Annotated in this window: 13 protein-coding genes; 7 read left to right on the top strand and 6 right to left on the bottom strand. The window is 58.7% G+C overall.

Annotation, left to right across the window (positions count from 1 at the left end; genetic code table 11):
• Window positions 1-94 precede the first annotated feature (94 nt).
• Complete coding sequence (locus DRW39_RS07450; protein ID WP_116106403.1) at window positions 95-964, top strand: flavin reductase family protein; 870 nt, start codon at window positions 95-97, stop codon at window positions 962-964.
• Between the two features lie 252 nt (window positions 965-1,216).
• Window positions 1,217-1,639, top strand: a complete 423-nt coding sequence (locus DRW39_RS07445; RefSeq protein ID WP_116106402.1) for an acyl-CoA thioesterase — start codon at window positions 1,217-1,219, stop codon at window positions 1,637-1,639.
• A 60-nt stretch (window positions 1,640-1,699) separates the two neighbouring features.
• Here DRW39_RS07445 and DRW39_RS07440 read toward each other — a convergent pair whose 3' ends face one another.
• Window positions 1,700-2,305: a DUF4136 domain-containing protein gene (locus DRW39_RS07440; RefSeq protein WP_116106401.1), complete on the bottom strand. Its 606-nt coding sequence runs from the start codon at window positions 2,303-2,305 to the stop codon at window positions 1,700-1,702.
• 170 nt (window positions 2,306-2,475) lie between these two features.
• The gene (locus tag DRW39_RS07435) at window positions 2,476-2,916 is read right to left on the bottom strand and encodes an Hsp20/alpha crystallin family protein (protein WP_116106400.1); all 441 of its coding nucleotides are present in this window, start codon (window positions 2,914-2,916) and stop codon (window positions 2,476-2,478) included.
• A 319-nt stretch (window positions 2,917-3,235) separates the two neighbouring features.
• Between DRW39_RS07435 and DRW39_RS07430 the strand changes: the two genes are divergently transcribed.
• Both DRW39_RS07430 and DRW39_RS22485 read left to right on the top strand, forming a co-directional pair.
• Window positions 3,236-5,131 carry an AAA domain-containing protein gene (locus DRW39_RS07430; protein WP_116106399.1) on the top strand — a complete coding sequence of 632 codons (1,896 nt, stop codon included), beginning with the start codon at window positions 3,236-3,238 and terminating at the stop codon, window positions 5,129-5,131.
• Window positions 5,132-5,232: 101 nt separating this feature from the next.
• Window positions 5,233-5,727: an FKBP-type peptidyl-prolyl cis-trans isomerase gene (locus tag DRW39_RS22485; RefSeq protein WP_198664818.1), complete on the top strand. Its 495-nt coding sequence runs from the start codon at window positions 5,233-5,235 to the stop codon at window positions 5,725-5,727.
• A 20-nt stretch (window positions 5,728-5,747) separates the two neighbouring features.
• Here the strand turns inward: DRW39_RS22485 and DRW39_RS07420 are convergent, their stop codons facing one another.
• The 4 genes from DRW39_RS07420 to DRW39_RS07405 form a co-directional block, all read right to left on the bottom strand.
• Complete coding sequence (locus DRW39_RS07420) at window positions 5,748-6,302, bottom strand: CIA30 family protein (protein ID WP_116106398.1); 555 nt, start codon at window positions 6,300-6,302, stop codon at window positions 5,748-5,750.
• A gap of 77 nt (window positions 6,303-6,379) precedes the next feature.
• The gene (locus tag DRW39_RS07415; RefSeq protein WP_232830093.1) at window positions 6,380-8,707 is read right to left on the bottom strand and encodes a GH92 family glycosyl hydrolase; all 2,328 of its coding nucleotides are present in this window, start codon (window positions 8,705-8,707) and stop codon (window positions 6,380-6,382) included.
• A gap of 116 nt (window positions 8,708-8,823) precedes the next feature.
• The gene (locus tag DRW39_RS07410) at window positions 8,824-10,344 is read right to left on the bottom strand and encodes a RagB/SusD family nutrient uptake outer membrane protein (protein WP_116106396.1); all 1,521 of its coding nucleotides are present in this window, start codon (window positions 10,342-10,344) and stop codon (window positions 8,824-8,826) included.
• A 24-nt stretch (window positions 10,345-10,368) separates the two neighbouring features.
• Complete coding sequence (locus DRW39_RS07405) at window positions 10,369-13,371, bottom strand: SusC/RagA family TonB-linked outer membrane protein (RefSeq protein ID WP_116106395.1); 3,003 nt, start codon at window positions 13,369-13,371, stop codon at window positions 10,369-10,371.
• A 379-nt stretch (window positions 13,372-13,750) separates the two neighbouring features.
• Between DRW39_RS07405 and DRW39_RS07400 the strand changes: the two genes are divergently transcribed.
• Genes DRW39_RS07400 through DRW39_RS07390 form a run of 3 tightly spaced genes read left to right on the top strand, consistent with a single transcriptional unit; the run spans window position 13,751 to window position 16,652 of the window.
• Window positions 13,751-14,437, top strand: a complete 687-nt coding sequence (locus tag DRW39_RS07400; RefSeq protein ID WP_116106394.1) for a DUF4956 domain-containing protein — start codon at window positions 13,751-13,753, stop codon at window positions 14,435-14,437.
• Window positions 14,434-15,453, top strand: coding sequence for a hypothetical protein (locus DRW39_RS07395; protein WP_157975986.1), 1,020 nt, complete (start codon window positions 14,434-14,436; stop codon window positions 15,451-15,453). The genes DRW39_RS07400 and DRW39_RS07395 overlap by 4 nt, the downstream gene beginning before the upstream one ends.
• Window positions 15,450-16,652 carry a hypothetical protein gene (locus DRW39_RS07390; RefSeq protein ID WP_157975985.1) on the top strand — a complete coding sequence of 401 codons (1,203 nt, stop codon included), beginning with the start codon at window positions 15,450-15,452 and terminating at the stop codon, window positions 16,650-16,652. The genes DRW39_RS07395 and DRW39_RS07390 overlap by 4 nt, the downstream gene beginning before the upstream one ends.
• The last annotated feature ends 8 nt before the right edge of the window (window positions 16,653-16,660 follow it).

The raw sequence follows: 16,660 nt of genomic DNA, 5'->3' as shown, positions 1-16,660 counted from the left end.
GACACTCCGAGGTTCTGGGCGGCAATACACATATTTGCGGAATACTCGCGGGTTTTACAGACACTCCGAGGTTCCGGCAAACGAATAGCATTTTATGACACTTGATCCTCAGTTACTCGAAACGAAAGAACTTTATGGCATCCTCTCTACAGCCGTGGCTCCCCGGCCGATTGCCTTTGCCTCGACGGTAGACGGGGCGGGGCGCGTCAACCTGAGTCCCTTCAGCTACTTCAACGTCTTCAGTTCGGTGCCGCCGATACTGGTTTTCTCGCCCATCCGCCGGGGCCGGGATGGCAGCGCAAAGGACACGCTGAATAACATTAACGAGATAGCCGAGGTCACCATCAGCGTCGTGAACTTCGATATGGTGGAGCAAACGTCATTAGCGAGTACGGAATACGAAACGGGTGTCAATGAATTTGATAAAGCCGGATTCACGGAGGAGGCCAGCGAAGTGGTTCGTCCGCCCCGGGTGAAGGAGTCTCCGGTAAGTTTTGAATGTACGGTCGACCAGGTGATCGCCCTGGGTGACGGTGGGGGAGCGGGTAATCTTGTCGTTGCCCGCGTGGTGCGCATCCACCTGGATGAAGGCATGCTGGACGAAGACGGTAACCTCGACACCGTGAAGCTAGACCTGGTGGCCCGTATGGGGGGCAGCTACTACTGCCGGGCCACGCCGGACAATCTCTTTGAGATTCCCAAACCCCTGCGTAATCTCGGTATGGGAGTGGATCAACTACCACATCATATCCGGAACAGTAACATCCTGACGGGCAATAACTTAGGACGCCTGGGTAATCTCGAAAAACTGCCGGGTGGGGATTTGCTAAAATCCGTAGGGGAACGGGAGGAGGTACAGCAAGCCTTGCGGGAGGGCGATGCGGCCCTCCACCGGCTGGCCCGGCGCTATTTGGAACAGGATAACAGCCTGGAAGCGTTAGCGGTCTTGCTTCAGGGACGCTAGGCTGCAACCAATAGGGCGGTCAGCGCATGATGGATATGTAGAAGCTGCGGGCGGATTCGCTCCTGATTTCCCACGACACAAGTCTGGCCGAAAACCCGCGCGCCGAACTGATTGTCTCGGATCCTGCGCTCCGCCGTGCGACTTACCAAATGAAAAAGCAGACGGATACCTGGCTGGAGGTGGATAAAGCGGAGCTCGTCGAATGGGCGTTGCGGGTGATGGAGGAATGACGACCGAACTATCTTGCGGGCTATGAAGATTACGTCTGACGACTTTAGCGTGCTCCACCGTTTTCCGGTACACTGGGGGGACATGGACAGCGCGCGACACGTAAACAATCTGGTGTATTTGCGCTGGGCGGAAACGGCACGCGTCCTGTACTTCGAGGCCATCGGGATCAATACCGAATTCGCGCCCGGTGATACGGGTGCCATCCTGGCCTACCAGGATTGCAAATACGTTTTTCCGATGACCTATCCGGACAATGCGCTGGTCGGTACGCGGACCATCGGCGTGCAGGCGGACCGATTCACTATGCAGACCGCGATCTTTTCCGAGGAACACGACCGGCTCGCCGCGGTCACGGAGCAAGTGATCGTGCCGTACGACTACGGTAAGCTGGCGAAGGCGCCGCTGCCGAAAGAGTGGGTAGCCCGCATAAAGGAAATGAAATAAAAAAAGGCCGTCGCCCGGAGGGGCAACGGCCTGATTATGTGCTGGAGATCGACGGATCGATTACTTCCGAGCGCGTCCATTAACGGGGTACTCGTCAAAAATGTCGTCGACCAACTGTACAATCTCATCGGTGGTCGAACCGCTGTAGATGGCTTCGGAGGTCATACCCTTCCAGACGGTATTCCGGCTTTCCCGGTCAACCAGGCTGATGACCAGGGTTCCTTCGGTGTAGTTATACGTATCCGTGTCGTAGCCTACTACCGACCCGTAGTTGTAGAAGTCATTGTAGTAATAGTTGTTATAGTACGGGCTTACGGTATTCACACCGTAGGTTCCGTAGGGATAGGTGGCGTAGACGGGGTCGGTTTCCGTTTCGGTTTCCTGGTTCCGCTTTACGCTGATGAGTACCAGCAGATCGGGGTTGTCGCGGTTGATCTGGTATCCCTGATTCTGCATCTGGGTGTTTACCGTTTCGATGATGCGCTGATTGACTTCCTCCTGGTCCATATCGGCGTTAGTCATTTCAATATCGGCATTGGGCAGATAGGCGAAGGTGCTGTATTTACTCAGGTCCGCCATAGTTGGCTGTGCGGTAGTGACCTGCGGGCCGCATCCGGTAGCGAATAGCATTAATGCGAATAGCGTGATGGTAGATAAAACTTTCATAATTAGTTAGTTAGGTTATGATATGTGTAATTTTAACACAACCTGAGGGCGCATGTTCCCTTTATCCCGAAATGGTGTGGCGGCATTCGATAATTGTCGGATATAACCAAAAAAGTAGGGTTTAGCCCCTATGGACTAAACCCTATTGAAGATTAAGGATTGGTGGGCGCTTACGCGACCTGGATCTGACGGGCTGGCTTTTCCCGGGCCTCCTCCCGCTTGGGCAGGGTGAGCCGGAGGATGCCGTCCTGATAGGTGGCGTTGATCTGAGCGTCATCCACCACCTGATTATTCAGGTTGAAACTGCGCTGGAAAGACTGGTAACTGAATTCCCGGCGGGAATAGCGATCGTCACCCGCTGGCTGCAGCTCCGTGTGCTGGCGTTCGCTCCGGATGGTTAGTACGTTGTTGTGCAATTCGATTTCAAAATCTTCCTTCTTCATACCGGGAGCCGCCATCTCTACCACGAACTCATCGCCCGTCTCCCGCACATTCACGGCGGGCAGGGTGGTGGTAGTGGATGAAAAATTGCGGTTCCGCCAGTCAAAAAGTTGATTCCAGTCGTCATCCAAAAACCTGGAGACGGCGGGAAGAATGCTAGTGCTACGCATGACTCAGAGATTTAAGTGAACGATGAATTGTCCCCTGAAGGCAATCAAATACCGTGCAGAATGATGGGGAAGTGAAAATTTGACATTTTTTCTTCGGCGTACGGACGACTTGACGGTTGCCGCCGTCAAAATTTCATTTACTTACTCCACTCCATGCTTTTATATCGGTGCGCGGGATGCGGACCGCTACGATGTTTAGGCGGATACGCTCATATGCGATTGGTCGGAAGCCAACCAAATGCGCGGCTAACCGTCAAAAACAGCGTCTTCGCCGGATCCGGACGGCTTAAGGGCAGCGCATGGCTAACTTGCGGCTGGCATGACGGACAAACAACAAGCGGAAATTAGCCGGTTACGGGAGCTGATAGACCTGGAGCGGCAGGAGGAACGACGATTACACCTGGAAGTCATTCAGGCTATGCCACTGGTACAGCGGGTGGAGAAGGGCTACAGCTGGTATCCCCTCCAGGTAATTGAGTCCGATTACGGAATCGGGGAGCGCCCCTACGTCATCGTGACCCGGGAAGGGGAGGAGGCCCACCAGTTTCGCGCGGGCACGTCGGTGAACCTCTTTACCACCCAGGCGGACGCGCGCTCCCCGCAGCGCAGCGGCGTTATCCAGTACGTCAAAAAAAACCGGATGAAGATCATCCTGGGCGGGGACGAAGCCCCCTCCTGGCTACAGCGGGGCGGAGTGGGGGTGGACCTGATGTTCGACGAGCGGACGTACGTGGAGATGGATAAAGCCATGGAACGGGTCGCCGGGGCGCGGGGGAACCGAACGGCGGAACTACGGGACGTCATCATGGGTGTACGACCCGCCGGCTTCAGGCCGGTTGCCGACGAACGGGTGAATGACCTGACGGAGCTCAATGACAGCCAGCGGGAGGCCGTGCGGGAAATTTTGAGCACGGAGCATTTGAGCCTCATTCACGGCCCTCCCGGGACCGGCAAGACGACCACCCTGGTGGCCGCGGTGGGTAAGTTGGTGGAGACCGAATCCACCGTCCTCTTCTGTGCCCCCAGCAACAGCGCGGCCGACCTGGTAACGCTACGGCTAGCAGCACGGGGCATCCGCGTGGTCCGAACCGGTAACATCAGCCGGGTGGAGGACGACGTGATGCAGCACACCCTGGAAGTACAAACGGCCGAGCACCCCGATACCAAGCAGGTGAAGAAATTGCGCCACGAGGCGAGCGAACTTCGGCGCAAGGCCAAGCGCATGCGCGGGGGGCGCGACAAGGGCATGACCTTCGCGGAAGCGGGCCGCCTGAGCGGCTGGGCACGGCAACTGGAGGATCATTTACTGGATCACGTACTGGATTCGGCGCAGGTGATCGTCTGTACCCTGGTGGGTGCCGCCAGTTCGGTGTTGGGCGACCGGGAGTTCAAGACCTGCATTATCGACGAGGCCGCCCAGGCCCTGGAGCCGGCTACCTGGATTCCGATCGCCAAATCGAACCGGGTGGTTCTGGCGGGCGATCCTTTTCAACTGCCGCCGACGGTCAAGAGCAAGGAAGCCGAGCGGGGCGGATTTGGCGTCACGCTGCTGGAGAAATCCCTGGCGCTGCACGGCCGCAACGCCTTGCTGAAGGTGCAGTACCGGATGAACGAGCGCATAATGGGCTTTAGTAACGAGTACTTCTACGACGGGCAGTTGCGCGCAGGGCCGGGGATAGCGGATCGCACCCTGCCCGGCGTAAGCCTCTCGGAAAGCGTCGTCTTCATCGACACGGCCGGTACGGGCTTTGAGGAAAAACTACACCCGCAATTCAAAAGTCGCTACAACGACGGCGAACTGGACCTCATCATCGAGCACCTGCTATTGCTGCAGGGGAGTATACCGCCGGAGTATCCGCTACCGCGCATTGCCGTTATCAGTCCGTACCGGGAACAGGTCGTGCGGGCCGAAGACCGTATCGAAGGGGTAGCCGCGCTGGCCGGCCTCAACATTTCCGTGAATACCATCGATGGCTTCCAAGGCAGGGAGCGAGCGGTTGTGTACCTCTCCCTGGTGCGGAGCAATACCCGGGCCGAGATCGGTTTTCTCTCCGATTACCGCCGGATGAACGTAGCCCTTACCCGGGCTAAATTACAGTTGGTCGTCATCGGCGACAGTGCCACCATCGGCAACGATCCCTTCTTCGGGGGCTTCCTGGATTACGTCGAGCGGCAGGGCACTTACCAAACCGCCTGGGAGTACATGGCGGGGTGAGACGAGGGCGGCACTGCGTCAGTCTCTCCGCAATCGTTCTCCGGGATGTAAGCCAGGAACCGGGAAAAGCGGTAGCTTTGCGCCCCCCAATATAACTACCTATGAAAAACCTAGGCCTTATAACCCTTCTATTTCCGGTCTTCCTCTTCCTCGCGAGTTGTGGCGAAGATGACGACTTCCCGGTAGACCCCTGCATCAGTGAAACCATCTCCCTTGAGGAGTTCATAGATAGCGATTCGATTGCTTACTCCGAACTGAACAGCACCGGTTTATACTACTTCATCTCGGACTCCGGTTCCATGGATAAACCCGTGCTATCCGATACGGTGGTTGCCCACTATCGCGGCGCGTTCACCAATGGCGTCATTTTCGATCAAACGACCACCGCGAACGGCCCGGCCCAATTTCAGCTAACTGATGTCATTGAAGGTTGGCAACTGGGCGTTCCGCTGATTGGAAAGGGCGGCGAAATCAGGTTGCTCATCCCATTCGAACTCGCCTACGGTGACCAGCCCTTGCGTGACCCCAGAAATCAGCAGTGCATCATTCCGGCTAACTCGGACATGGTCTTCGATATACGGCTGGAAGACTTTTAGTACGCCGGACTTCAATTGAATTAGTTCGCTACGGTTCCGATCCAGTCGATCAATACTTCGAAGTCCTGCTCCTTACGGTTCCCAATCATAAATTGCAGTTTATGCACCGGACCGCCAGAGAATTCGGCGACGTCCACCGGCTCCCCGTGGTGCATAGCTTCCATGGTCTCGAATGGGACGGTTACGGTCTCCCACTTGCCGGAGGTGGGAAAGGATGCTTCGTGTAGGTAGTTCTGGTCGGGTTTGGATTGAACGCGTAGGGTGTACCGCTTGCCGTCGCCCTTCAGGCGGATCGAGAAAGCTTTCGCCTTGCCGACATCGGTCCCCTTTTCCATATTTGCCTGAATGGACGAAAATCCACCGTCGTTGGCCAGGGAAACGTGACCGTAGAAACGGCCGTGACCATCCTCGGTTACGGTGAAGTTGCCCGAAGACTCGCCACCCATTACGGTGTCGTCCTCTACCTCCCAATCACTGGAGGCATGCTGGGTGAAATCGTAAAGGTGGGTGGTATCGGATTGCATAGGAGTATGGCAACTGGTGAAGAATAGGAGGAGGAAAGCAAGATAGTGCATACGGACGACCGAATGTTCCGGTCATTGTGTGTACTGTAAGAAGTACTTCCCGAGCGCCACTTGTTCGTTTCCCGACCTTACTGCTGATTCAGTCCCCCGGCTTTATTGGGTTCTGCTCCCACGGATATTTCCAGTACGCCACCAGCGCGTATCGTATCGAAGGGCAGAGATACCTTATCCCACGTCGCTCCGTTCAGTTTCGCCGACTGGATGTAAGGTTTCCGTTCCGGATCTTCCGTGGTGCGGATGGAGAAACTCCCTCCCGGATAGTAAGCGGGGTCAAGCCGGATCGTCAGTTCCTTAAACACCGGCGTGGTGATCTCGTAGCTGGGTTCCGTACTGGCCGCCCCGTCCACACTAAATAGCCCCATTGCCATCAGTACGCCCAGCGCGCCCATTTGCCCCTGGTCCTCATCACCGTGGTAGCCGCCGTAGGGGTCGGTGTCGGCGTAGCGGTCCTTTACCGCCCGCACCCACTTTTGACTCAGCCAGGGCGCGCCCGCTTTATTGAACAGGTGGGCCATACCGGTGCTCGGCTGGTTGGCATAGTCTACCCAGTTGACCGCGTGATTCTTGTCGTTCGTCCCCTGCCAGTTCCGGCTTTGCTTCTCGAAGCTTTCATTGAGGCGCTGCACCAGCGAGTCCCGTCCCCCGAATAAGGCAGTGAGGGCGGGAATATCGTGGGGAACGTAAAAGCTGTAAATGGCGGAGTTGGCCTCACAGAAGCCACGGGCGCTAAATTGATCCGCTTCGGCCACCGGGGCGAAGTCATTCATCCAGCTGCCGTCCAGTTCCCGGGGACGCATCCAGCCGGTACCGGGGTCCCATAGGTGGCGGTAGTTTGTCGACCGCTTGGTGAAGAGATCGTAGTCGGCATTCTTTCCCAGCTTGTGTGCGATCTGGGCGAGGCACCAATCCTGATAGGCGTACTCGAGGGTCATCGACGCGCCATCTTTGTGGTATCCTTTCCCGGGCAGGCCCTCCGGAACGTAGCCACGATCGACGTAGTAGGCCATGCCGCCGCCCAGCCGGGTGTTGTGTTCGTAGCCGGCCTTGTCGCGGATACCGCCGGGAAAGGCATTTTTGCGCAGGCCGGCGTACACCATTTCCGGGTCGAAGCCCCGGTCAATGCCGTGGTTGATGGCCGTGGCAATGAAGGAGGCCGCCGGATCGCCAATCATCACGAAGGTGTAGTTCCCACCCGAAGGGCCGCGGGGGATCATGCCGCCGTTCTCGTACATCGCCTGCATCGTGGCCGCGAACCCATCCATCCGTTCGGGGTAGGCGAGGGCCCACAGCGGGTTCAGCGACCAGTGGCTGCCCCACCAGGCATCGAAATTATAGTGCGGGAACAGCGGCCGGCCGGATGCGTCGAGTGGCATGCGGCGCACTACGGGGTCGTCACCCGTATTGTCCGTATACCAACCTGCAAAATCACTTACGATTCGCCGGCCGAGGAGGCTATGCCACAGGTCGGTATAGAATTTGACCTGCCGTTGTTCCGTCCCGCCGATTGCATCAATTTTGCCCATCTCCCAATTCCATTCCGCGCGGCTGTCCGCGACCGTGCGGTCGAAGTCCCAGTGGTCGAGCTCGCTCACCAGGTTGTGGCGGGCATTGCCGACCGAGGTGTAGGAAAGGGCGACTTTGAGTTGCAGGGAGGAGGTCGAGTCGGCGAAGCGTAGATACGCCCCGGCATCCTTGCCAGCCACCGAGCTAACGCGGCGGGTGATGGGTCGGCCCCGAATCCACCCGCCGAAAGACTGCACGGGACGATCCGTCCGCGCGACGAAGTACACGGTAAAGGGTTTTGGACGGCGGTTCGTGGGGCCCATCACCGCGAACCCTTCAATTTCATCGTCGGAAACTTGCCGCACCTCGGAGTACAGGGTAGAATCGTGCGCCAGGAAGGTGCCCGTGTCGAAATAGAGGTAGCGCGCCTTGCCGTCGTCGGTAAAGGTGTAGCGGTGCATGCCCACCCGGACGGTGCTCGTCAGTTCGGCGGTGATGCCATAGCGGTCGAGCATGAGTTTGTGGTATCCGGGGTATACCTCTTCCGTTTCGTGATCGAAGCCGGATTGGTAAGCGTCCGGTCCGAGGTGCCCCTGCATCGCCCCGGTGGCCGGCATGACGGGTATGCCGGATATCTGCCACCCATGGATGTGGCTGAAGCCCTTAACCGAGGTGCTGTCGTAGATGTAGCCGCTCTCCCAGCTGCCGCGGAGTTGCGTATCGGGGCTGAGGTTCACCATGCCGAAGGGGCGGCTGGCGGAACTGAAGTAGAACCACCGCGACTTGTGGGTATCTATCAGGGGATCGACCCTCGAAACATAGTCTCGGGTGTGCGCAGTCTGCCCCGCACCCGAATAGGCAACGACCAAGACTAACAGAAAAATCGGATACATCCGCATAGCTCGATTTTGGGAAAAGATACTTCACCTGCGCTCCGTCGCCATGAGAAGATGAAAAAAGGGCCCCGAACTTCGGTTCGGAGCCCTGTTGAAACATACTGTTTTAAGACTTAATAGCCAGGATTTTGCGGCCCTAGATTCGCATTCCGGTCCAGTTCGTCCTGGGGGATGGGCATCAGGTAATCCCGGTTGGGATCGAAATTGGGATGCGGCTCGAGGCTGTCGTCACCGGTGAAGACCTCCGTACCGAGCTGGCGACGCTTGATGTCGTACCAGCGCTTGAATTCGAAGGAAAGCTCTAACCGGCGATCGTCCAGGATGAGGTCGATCAAGTCGTCTTTGGCCATTCCGGGCGCTACGTCCATGGGGAAGTCGGATCCGAAACGGGCACGCTCGCGGACCTCGTTCAGGTAGCCGAGAACTTCGGATTCCGCGATACCGGCTTCCAGCCCTGCCTCGGCGGCAATGAGCAGCACCTCGGCGTAGCGGAAGGCTACGTAGTTATTATCGGAAACACCGCAGTCGCCCCGGTTGTCGCCGCAGAACTCGAAGAACTTAGACATGTGCGGACGGGGGGAATTGTGGTTCGGGGCGAATGCTTCGTAGCCCGACCATACCCCGTCGACCATGGCGGAATCGATAAAGCTAACCTCCTTCCGGTAGTCGCGATCGTCCCACGTGGTGTATACTTTGAGTGACGGCACACTCACGCTCCATCCGCCGTTCGGGGCGTCGGGGGTGGTAACGGCGCGAATGCCGGTCACGGGGCCCAGGAAGTCTACGTTCTGCCCGCTGGGTCCGCTTTGGTTATTGAGAAAATCAACGGCGAAAATGTGCTCGGCCAGACCGTCGGCCGTACGCGCTTTATACAGATCCGCGTAGTCTTCCATCAGACGGTACCCGAAAGCGTCGCGATTGTCGATGACGAACTTGGCCTCGTTGTAGGCCTCCTGCCAGTTGCCGCGCGTCAGGTACACGGAGGCGAGGTAAGATGCGGCGGTGCCCCGGGTCGGGCGGCTGCGCACGCCGCCGGGCTGTGCATCCGGCAGACCGGCCTTGGCGGCCTGGAGGTCAGCGATGATATTCTCGTACACCACGTCGACCGATGTTTTCTCAATGCTTCCCACGGAGGCGGGGTCGGTGATGAAAAAATCGATGTACGGGATTTCACCGAACAGGCGCACGAGGTGATAGTAAGAGAAGGCGCGGAGGAAGCGTGCCTCGGCCACGTAGGCGGCCGCGGCGTCGGGACCGTCGGGTAGTTGCTGCGCTCCTTCGATCACGGCGTTGGTCGTGCCGATGAGCTGGTAAAAGGTGGGCCAGATCTCGACCGTCATGCCATTGTCGGGGCCCATTTCAAAATCGTTCACGTTCTGCCGGCGGCCGGGGGTGTTGCGGTCGCCGATGTCGCACATGTCACCACGTAGCTGGAGGGTGAGGGTAAGTCTTCGTCCGTAAAGGCTTTCGTTTGCCAACCAGGCGTAAGCTCCCAGGGTGGCGGTCTCTACGTCGGTCGGCGTGCGGAAAAAGCTTTCCGGCGCCAGCAGCCCGATGGGGTCCTCCTCCAGGTTGGAGCAGGATGGTACCGTGGCGACTACGGCAAACAGCAAGAAGATATATATATGTTTCATGGTTGTTTTTTTTAGGCGGCCTGTCTAGAAGCCGAGATTCAGACCGATGGTGACCCCCTTGACGTTCGGGTAACTGGCGTAGTCCAGCCCGACGTTTTGATTGCCCGAGGAACCGCCGCCGCTGCGGTAGTTCACCTCCGGGTCGTAACCGGGATAATTGGTCAGGGTGAGGATGTTTTGCGCGCTGACGTATACCCGCAGCCGGGAAAATCCGAGGCGGTCCAGCGCGGCGGCCGGTAGGGTATAGCCGAGGGCGATGTTTTTCAGCCGGACGTAGCTGCCGTCGTAGACGAAGCGGCTGGAGGAGCGGCGACTGCGGCCGGACTGCGCCGCCGGTACGTTGGTATTGGTGTTGGTGGGCGTCCAACGGTTCAGGGCATCGGTCGTGGCATTATTCAGCCCCGCCAGGAGGTCCAGTTCCAGCAGCGTATAGCTGTAGATGTCGTTGCCCTGGCTTCCCTGCACGAAGACGTTCAGGTCGAAATTGCGGTAGTAGAATTCGTTGGTGATGCCGAAAATGAAGTCTGGCTGGGGATTGCCGATCACCACGCGATCGTCCGAATCCAGGGTGCCGTCTCCGCTCACATCCCGGAAGCGTTCCCCGCCCAACTGTTGGTCGAAGCTGCCGCCGGGAAGAATTTCTCCCTCATTCTGGTACACCCCGATGTAGTCGAATCCGAAGAAAACACCCACCGGGTCGCCGACGCGAAGGATCTGGGTACTGCCCAATCCGACGATGTGGCCGGGGCCGGAACCGTAGAAGATGTCGTTTTCGTCGGGAAGCTCCAGGATCTCGTTCCGGTTCCGGGAGAAGTTCAGGTTGGTATTCCACTGAAAATCACCGACCAGGTTTCGGGTATCGATGGATAGCTCGAACCCCTTGTTACCCACCCGGCCGATGTTGGACAGTAGCGTGCTGTATCCACTGTATTCCGGCAGTGGCAGGGCGAACAGCAGGTCGTAGGTTTCCATGCTATAGTAGTCCGCGGTGAGGTTCAGCCGCCCCTGGAAGAGGCCGACATCAACGCCGATATCCAGCTGGCTGGTGGTCTCCCAGGTGAGGTCGTTATTGGCTACCGAGGTAGGGGATACGGCGTTGACGATCTGACCGTTCTGCACGACGAAGACATCACTGAAGCGTGCCAGCGTACTGTAGGGCCCGATGGCCCGGTTACCGGTAAGTCCGTAGCTGGCCCGCCACTTGAAGGTGCTGAAGAGGTCACTGTCCGACATGAAGTCTTCCCGCGCCATATTCCAGGCGACGGCTCCCGAAGGGAAGACCGCCCATTTGTTGCCGTCACTGAATACGGAGGTGCCATCGTAGCGGCCGGTCAGGGTGAAGAGGTACTTATCGTTCAGGGAGTAGTTGATACGCCCGATGTAGGAGGAGATATCCGATTCCGAGCGTCCGGAGTTGGGAATCGAGGGTTCCGACCCGCCGCCCAGATTAAAGAAGTAGCCCGCATCGGTCACGAAGTTCCGGTTACCGGCCGCAAAGAATTCACTCGTTTCCCGCTGAAAGGAGTAGCCCGCCAGCACGGTCAGGCTGGAAGCGGTAAAGTCACGGGTGTAGGTCATATATGTCTCGGTGAGTAAGGACATATTGCGTCCGTTGCGCACATTGCCGGTTCCGTTGATGCCCGCATCCGGGTTGAGGGTGCGGGGGGAGAAAAACCCGCTTCGTCCGTTATTGGTGGAGGCATTGAAGGTTGATCGCAGGCTTAGACCGGGCAGTATCTGGTAGTTTCCGTAAACGCTTCCCCTAAACTGGTCGACATTGTTTTGATCTATGGGTTCGTTAGCCAGGGCCACCGCATTGATGTAGCGATCGCTGATGCGCGCCTGGGTGTAGCGTCCGGTCTCGTCCCGCACGCCCACGTCGGGCTCGAAACGGTAGGCGACGCCGACCACACTTCCGGTTTCCTGGGTCGCCACGCTGTTCGAGTTTTCCCGCTTGGCCAGCAGGTTGAGACCGATATCCAGCCGATCCGATGCGGAAATGTCGATGTTGCTGGTCACGGAGAACCGCTCGTAGTCCGAATTGACGATGATCCCTTCCTGCTGGAAGTAGGTACCGGAGAGGTAGTAGCGGACGTCTTCGGAACCGCCCCGGATGCCGAGCTGGTAGTTCTGTACGGAACCCTGTTGGAAAATCAGGTCCTGCCAATCGGTGTTGCCGTTCTGTTGCTCGAAGCTGGGGTTCACTTCCAGTTGGTAGGCCGCGAACTGGTCGGCATTGAGTAGGTCCAGCCGGTCGACCTCGTTCTGCAGGCTGTGGCTGGCGTTCAGTTCGATGCGGGTCCGGCCGGCCGTGCCACGCTTGGTGGTCACCATCACTACGCCATTGGCGCCGCGCGAGCCGTATATGGCCGTCGCCGAGGCATCCTTTAGCACTTCGATGCTCGCGATATCTTCCGGGGGCGGCAGGCTGGCGCCCACGAATCCGTCTACTACAAAGATGGGGTCGCTGCTGGCATTGATGGACGTACCGCCCCGGATGCGCACCCGGTAACCGGCACCGGGGGCACCGTTATTCGCCGAGATCTGCACGCCGGCGGCTCGGCCCTGCAGGGCTTGCTCGGCACCGGCGGTCGGATAGGCGGTGATCTCCTCGGATTTGATGGAGGAAACCGCCCCGGTGAGGTCGCTTTTCTTAACCGTTCCGTAACCCACCACCACGACCTGATCGAGCGTCTGGGCATCGGTCTGCATAATAACATCGATAACGGTTCGGCCATTGACCGCAATGGCCTGCGTTGCAAAGCCGGTATACGAGAATAGCAGGGTATCGCTAGCGGGTACGGGACTGTTGATGGCATATTGCCCCTCGAGGTCGGTTACGGTGCCGGTGGTGGTGCCCGCCAGCCGTACCGTAACCCCGATCAGGGGCTCGTTATCCGGGCCGGTAACGGTTCCCGAGACCTCCGCAAAGAAAGGAGTGGCGAATGCGATGAGGGGATTCAGAAAGAACAAAATGAGGAAGGTACCGCCGCAACGGAGCCTGTTCGGGTTAACGCGTACTTGCATGATCGGAATTGAGTAGACTATGAACGGTGCCGGCAGGGCGACCGTAAATTTTTTCGTCGCCCATTTAGGGAAATAATGATCTAATGCTACCCATAATCGGGCGTTTAAAGGCGGTGAGGATAATTATCATACGATTGTCCCCGCGCGATTGGACGATTGTCCCGGGAGTATTGGAATTGTCTTTTGGACCATTCCGAATAACGCCGTTTTGGAGACCTATACCGTCCGGTCCGGAGGGCTGTCGTGGTATCGCCGGGCGCGAAAGAATCGTTCGGGGGAGGGAGGGGCCAACCTTTTGATGTGCGATTTACGTCTATTGGGGTAGCCGTCCGGATGTGGCGTACCGCCTCGCCGCAGGAGTGTCTATCTTTACCGACCGATGTTCGATTTCGACCTGCTTACCTACGACCCCGACACGCCCAGTTTCTACGGAATACTGGTAGCGACCTTATTCTCGTTTTTTCTGTCGTCCCTGATCGCCATAACCTACCAGATCACCACGGTGGGGCTGTACCGGCGCGCGCACTTCATCCAGAGCATCGTACTGATCGGTATGGTGGCGGCGCTGATCATGCAGGCGATCGGCGACAGCGTAGCGCGGGGCCTGGGCATACTAGGTGCGCTGAGCATCATTCGATTTCGCACGGCGATGGAGGACCCCCGCAACATCACCTTCATTTTCGCCTCCCTCGGAGTGGGGATTGCCGCTGGAGTACTCGGCTTCACCGTGGCGCTAACCGGAACGCTCATTTTTTGCCTGGCCGCCATCATCCTTCGGTTTTCGCCCCTCAGTCGGCAGGGCAATCTAGTGGGAGATCTGCGTGTACGCAGCTTGCAACCAGCGGATAACGCATCCGTCATTGAGGAGCAGCTCGGCCAGTACTGCGCCTTTCACCGGCTGGAGCAGGCACGTCACCTCGACAGCGAGCCCCCGCAGCGGCAGCTGAACTACGCGCTGCGGCTACGCGATGACCACCGGGGTGAAGAATTGGCCGATAGATTACGCGGACTGCACGGCGTGAGGGAGGTGCGGTTGCGCCTGCGCCACGAAACCGGCCGTCTATGAGTCGTTCGAAGTTCAATTTATTTTACCTAATGGTATTGATTGCCGGCGCCGGACTGTACTTGCTCCTCAGTGATCCCCCCGGCGGAGGATTATCCATGTACGGCTTCGCGGAAAGTATCGAAACGGAGGTCAATTACAACTACCCCGTGGAGGTTACGGAGATCCTTGTCCGGGCGGGAGAGCCGGTCGACAGCGGTCAGGCTTTGCTGCGGTTGGTACGCCGTAATCCCGAGGCCGGCCTTGCCGACCAACCCTACCGGATCGATGAACTACAGGCCGAAGAGGCGGCCTGGCGGGATCAGCGCGAGCAGGCACTCCACCGAATGAAAACGGAGGAAACCGCCGAACTGGCCAAGATCGACGAGCAATTGGCGGAGGTGGAATCCGAGATCGACTATCGGCGTACCGCCGCCGGCCAGCTGACCAGCATAACCCTGGCGGAAGGCGATTACCAGCCGCTTATCGACCGGAGGAACAGCCTGCACAACGAGCGCGAGCGAATTACAGCCGGTTACGTCCAGCGGGTCGGGGCAATCCGCAGCGAACTGCGTTACGGCCAAGCGCCCTACCGCGAGCGCATCCGGCGTATCGAGGCCGAGGCGGAATACGAGCGGGCCAATCTGGAACAGGAGATCGTACTGACCGCTCCCGCACGGGGCTACATTGGCGGGCTGAACTGCCGGGAGGGGGAATTCAAATCAGCCTTCGCCACCCTGGTCACCTTTTACGAGCCACATAGCGAATTGGTCAAGGGCTATGTGCACGAGGATCAGGCCGTGACGGTCAACAACGGCGATCGCTTCCGCGCGATAAGCCTGCAGGATGAATCGCTCTATTACGAAGGCAAGGTAATCGGTCTGGGCAGCCGCATCGTGGAAATTCCGGAACGACTCCGCCGCTTCCCGGAGGTAAAGAGTTACGGGCGGGAGGTGACCGTCGCCATACCGGTAGACAACCGTTTTCTACAAAAGGAGAAAGTAGGACTGCGCTACCTCGGGAAGGCAGCGAAGCGATGAGGATGCTCTGCCTTTTTCTACCGGTTTTTCTTGTCTGTACCGGCATGCTGTCCGCGCAGACGGTCGACGTACAAGTCTTTTTTGCACAAACGCTGCCACCGGATGACGTGCCGGGCCGGATGGACACGCGCCCCCTGCGAACGCCCCTGATCACGGCCTACGATTTGCGTACGGAGACAGACCGTTTTGATCCGGCTCGGCAGGAGTACACCGCACGCCTGCAGTTTGCCGCCCCCGGGCTGGCCCGCGCCCAGCGTGACCTCTTCCGTACCCTGCGGGAGGCCCCGGATCTGGAGCAAAGCGAGGCCCGCTGCGAGCTTGTCGAGGATCTGTACCATGCGTGGTTGCGACTCTATCACGAGGATCGCCATCGAAAGATTCTGGACTCCCTGCAACGCGTGCTCGACGACCGCGGCCGCCTTTACGACCTGGACATCGGTCGGCTCCGGCTGGACTACGACGAACTGTTCGACCTGCGCACGGCGCGGACGGACCTAACCCTGCGCCGCCAGGAGGGTACCGCCGAAGACGAAGGGCTCCGACAAGTATACGGGCTCGTCGGCGACAGCCTAACCTTTGCGGAAATGCCCACGGCGGAGCAAATTACTTCCTTGCTCGTCTCCCCCCGGACACCCGTGTATGCCCAAGCGGAACGCGATTACGAATTGGCGCTTATCGACCGGGAAATCGCACTGGAGCAGGCCGAGGAGCGGGGTATTCTGGATTTCGTGCAGTTCCGCTACCGCGGCAATCCGAACGATGAGCTCGATCAGCGTTTTCACGTAGGCCTGGCTTTTCGCCTGGAGAACTCCGGCGACCGCCAGCTGAAGGTGCGAAGCCTCGAACTCGAACGGGAGTGGATCGAGGCCAACGGAACCCTCGAGGATCAAATGCAAAGCGCCCGCCGGGCCGCCTCCCGCCGCGAACTGCTCACGGCCATCGATTTCTATCAGCAGCTCCGACGGGCCTTCGAATCGGAGGACCAGGACTTGGCCCGCCTCGCCGGCGCGGCATCTGCACGCGCGGGCGTCGACCCGCAACTTCTCCTCGATATCGAAGAACGGCGACTGCGCAACCTCCTCAAGCTCCTTTCCGCCGAGACCGAGGTGATCGCGCGGTACCTCGACTGGCGTTCCGACCGCGACGAACTCTGCCTCGGGGAGGATGGTCGGTGGCTGAATCGTACCCCCGGAGGGTAGGTGCCGGC

The organism is Lewinella sp. IMCC34191, from assembly GCF_003390935.1.
In the GTDB taxonomy this organism is placed as follows: Bacteria; Bacteroidota; Bacteroidia; order Chitinophagales; family Saprospiraceae; genus Neolewinella.
The sequence above is the reverse complement of the archived record's forward strand: the minus strand, read 5'-3'. Positions and strand labels throughout refer to the sequence as shown.

What these genes read in the sequence shown, in the direction of transcription:
- DRW39_RS07450 (WP_116106403.1), top strand. Translation starts at nt 95, where the DNA reads ATGACACTTGATCCTCAGTTACTCGAAACGAAAGAACTTTATGGCATC.
- DRW39_RS07445 (WP_116106402.1), top strand. Translation starts at nt 1,217, where the DNA reads ATGAAGATTACGTCTGACGACTTTAGCGTGCTCCACCGTTTTCCGGTA.
- DRW39_RS07440 (WP_116106401.1), bottom strand. Translation starts at nt 2,305, where the DNA reads ATGAAAGTTTTATCTACCATCACGCTATTCGCATTAATGCTATTCGCT.
- DRW39_RS07435 (WP_116106400.1), bottom strand. Translation starts at nt 2,916, where the DNA reads ATGCGTAGCACTAGCATTCTTCCCGCCGTCTCCAGGTTTTTGGATGAC.
- DRW39_RS07430 (WP_116106399.1), top strand. Translation starts at nt 3,236, where the DNA reads ATGACGGACAAACAACAAGCGGAAATTAGCCGGTTACGGGAGCTGATA.
- DRW39_RS22485 (WP_198664818.1), top strand. Translation starts at nt 5,233, where the DNA reads ATGAAAAACCTAGGCCTTATAACCCTTCTATTTCCGGTCTTCCTCTTC.
- DRW39_RS07420 (WP_116106398.1), bottom strand. Translation starts at nt 6,302, where the DNA reads ATGCACTATCTTGCTTTCCTCCTCCTATTCTTCACCAGTTGCCATACT.
- DRW39_RS07415 (WP_232830093.1), bottom strand. Translation starts at nt 8,707, where the DNA reads ATGTATCCGATTTTTCTGTTAGTCTTGGTCGTTGCCTATTCGGGTGCG.
- DRW39_RS07410 (WP_116106396.1), bottom strand. Translation starts at nt 10,344, where the DNA reads ATGAAACATATATATATCTTCTTGCTGTTTGCCGTAGTCGCCACGGTA.
- DRW39_RS07405 (WP_116106395.1), bottom strand. Translation starts at nt 13,371, where the DNA reads ATGCAAGTACGCGTTAACCCGAACAGGCTCCGTTGCGGCGGTACCTTC.
- DRW39_RS07400 (WP_116106394.1), top strand. Translation starts at nt 13,751, where the DNA reads ATGTTCGATTTCGACCTGCTTACCTACGACCCCGACACGCCCAGTTTC.
- DRW39_RS07395 (WP_157975986.1), top strand. Translation starts at nt 14,434, where the DNA reads ATGAGTCGTTCGAAGTTCAATTTATTTTACCTAATGGTATTGATTGCC.
- DRW39_RS07390 (WP_157975985.1), top strand. Translation starts at nt 15,450, where the DNA reads ATGAGGATGCTCTGCCTTTTTCTACCGGTTTTTCTTGTCTGTACCGGC.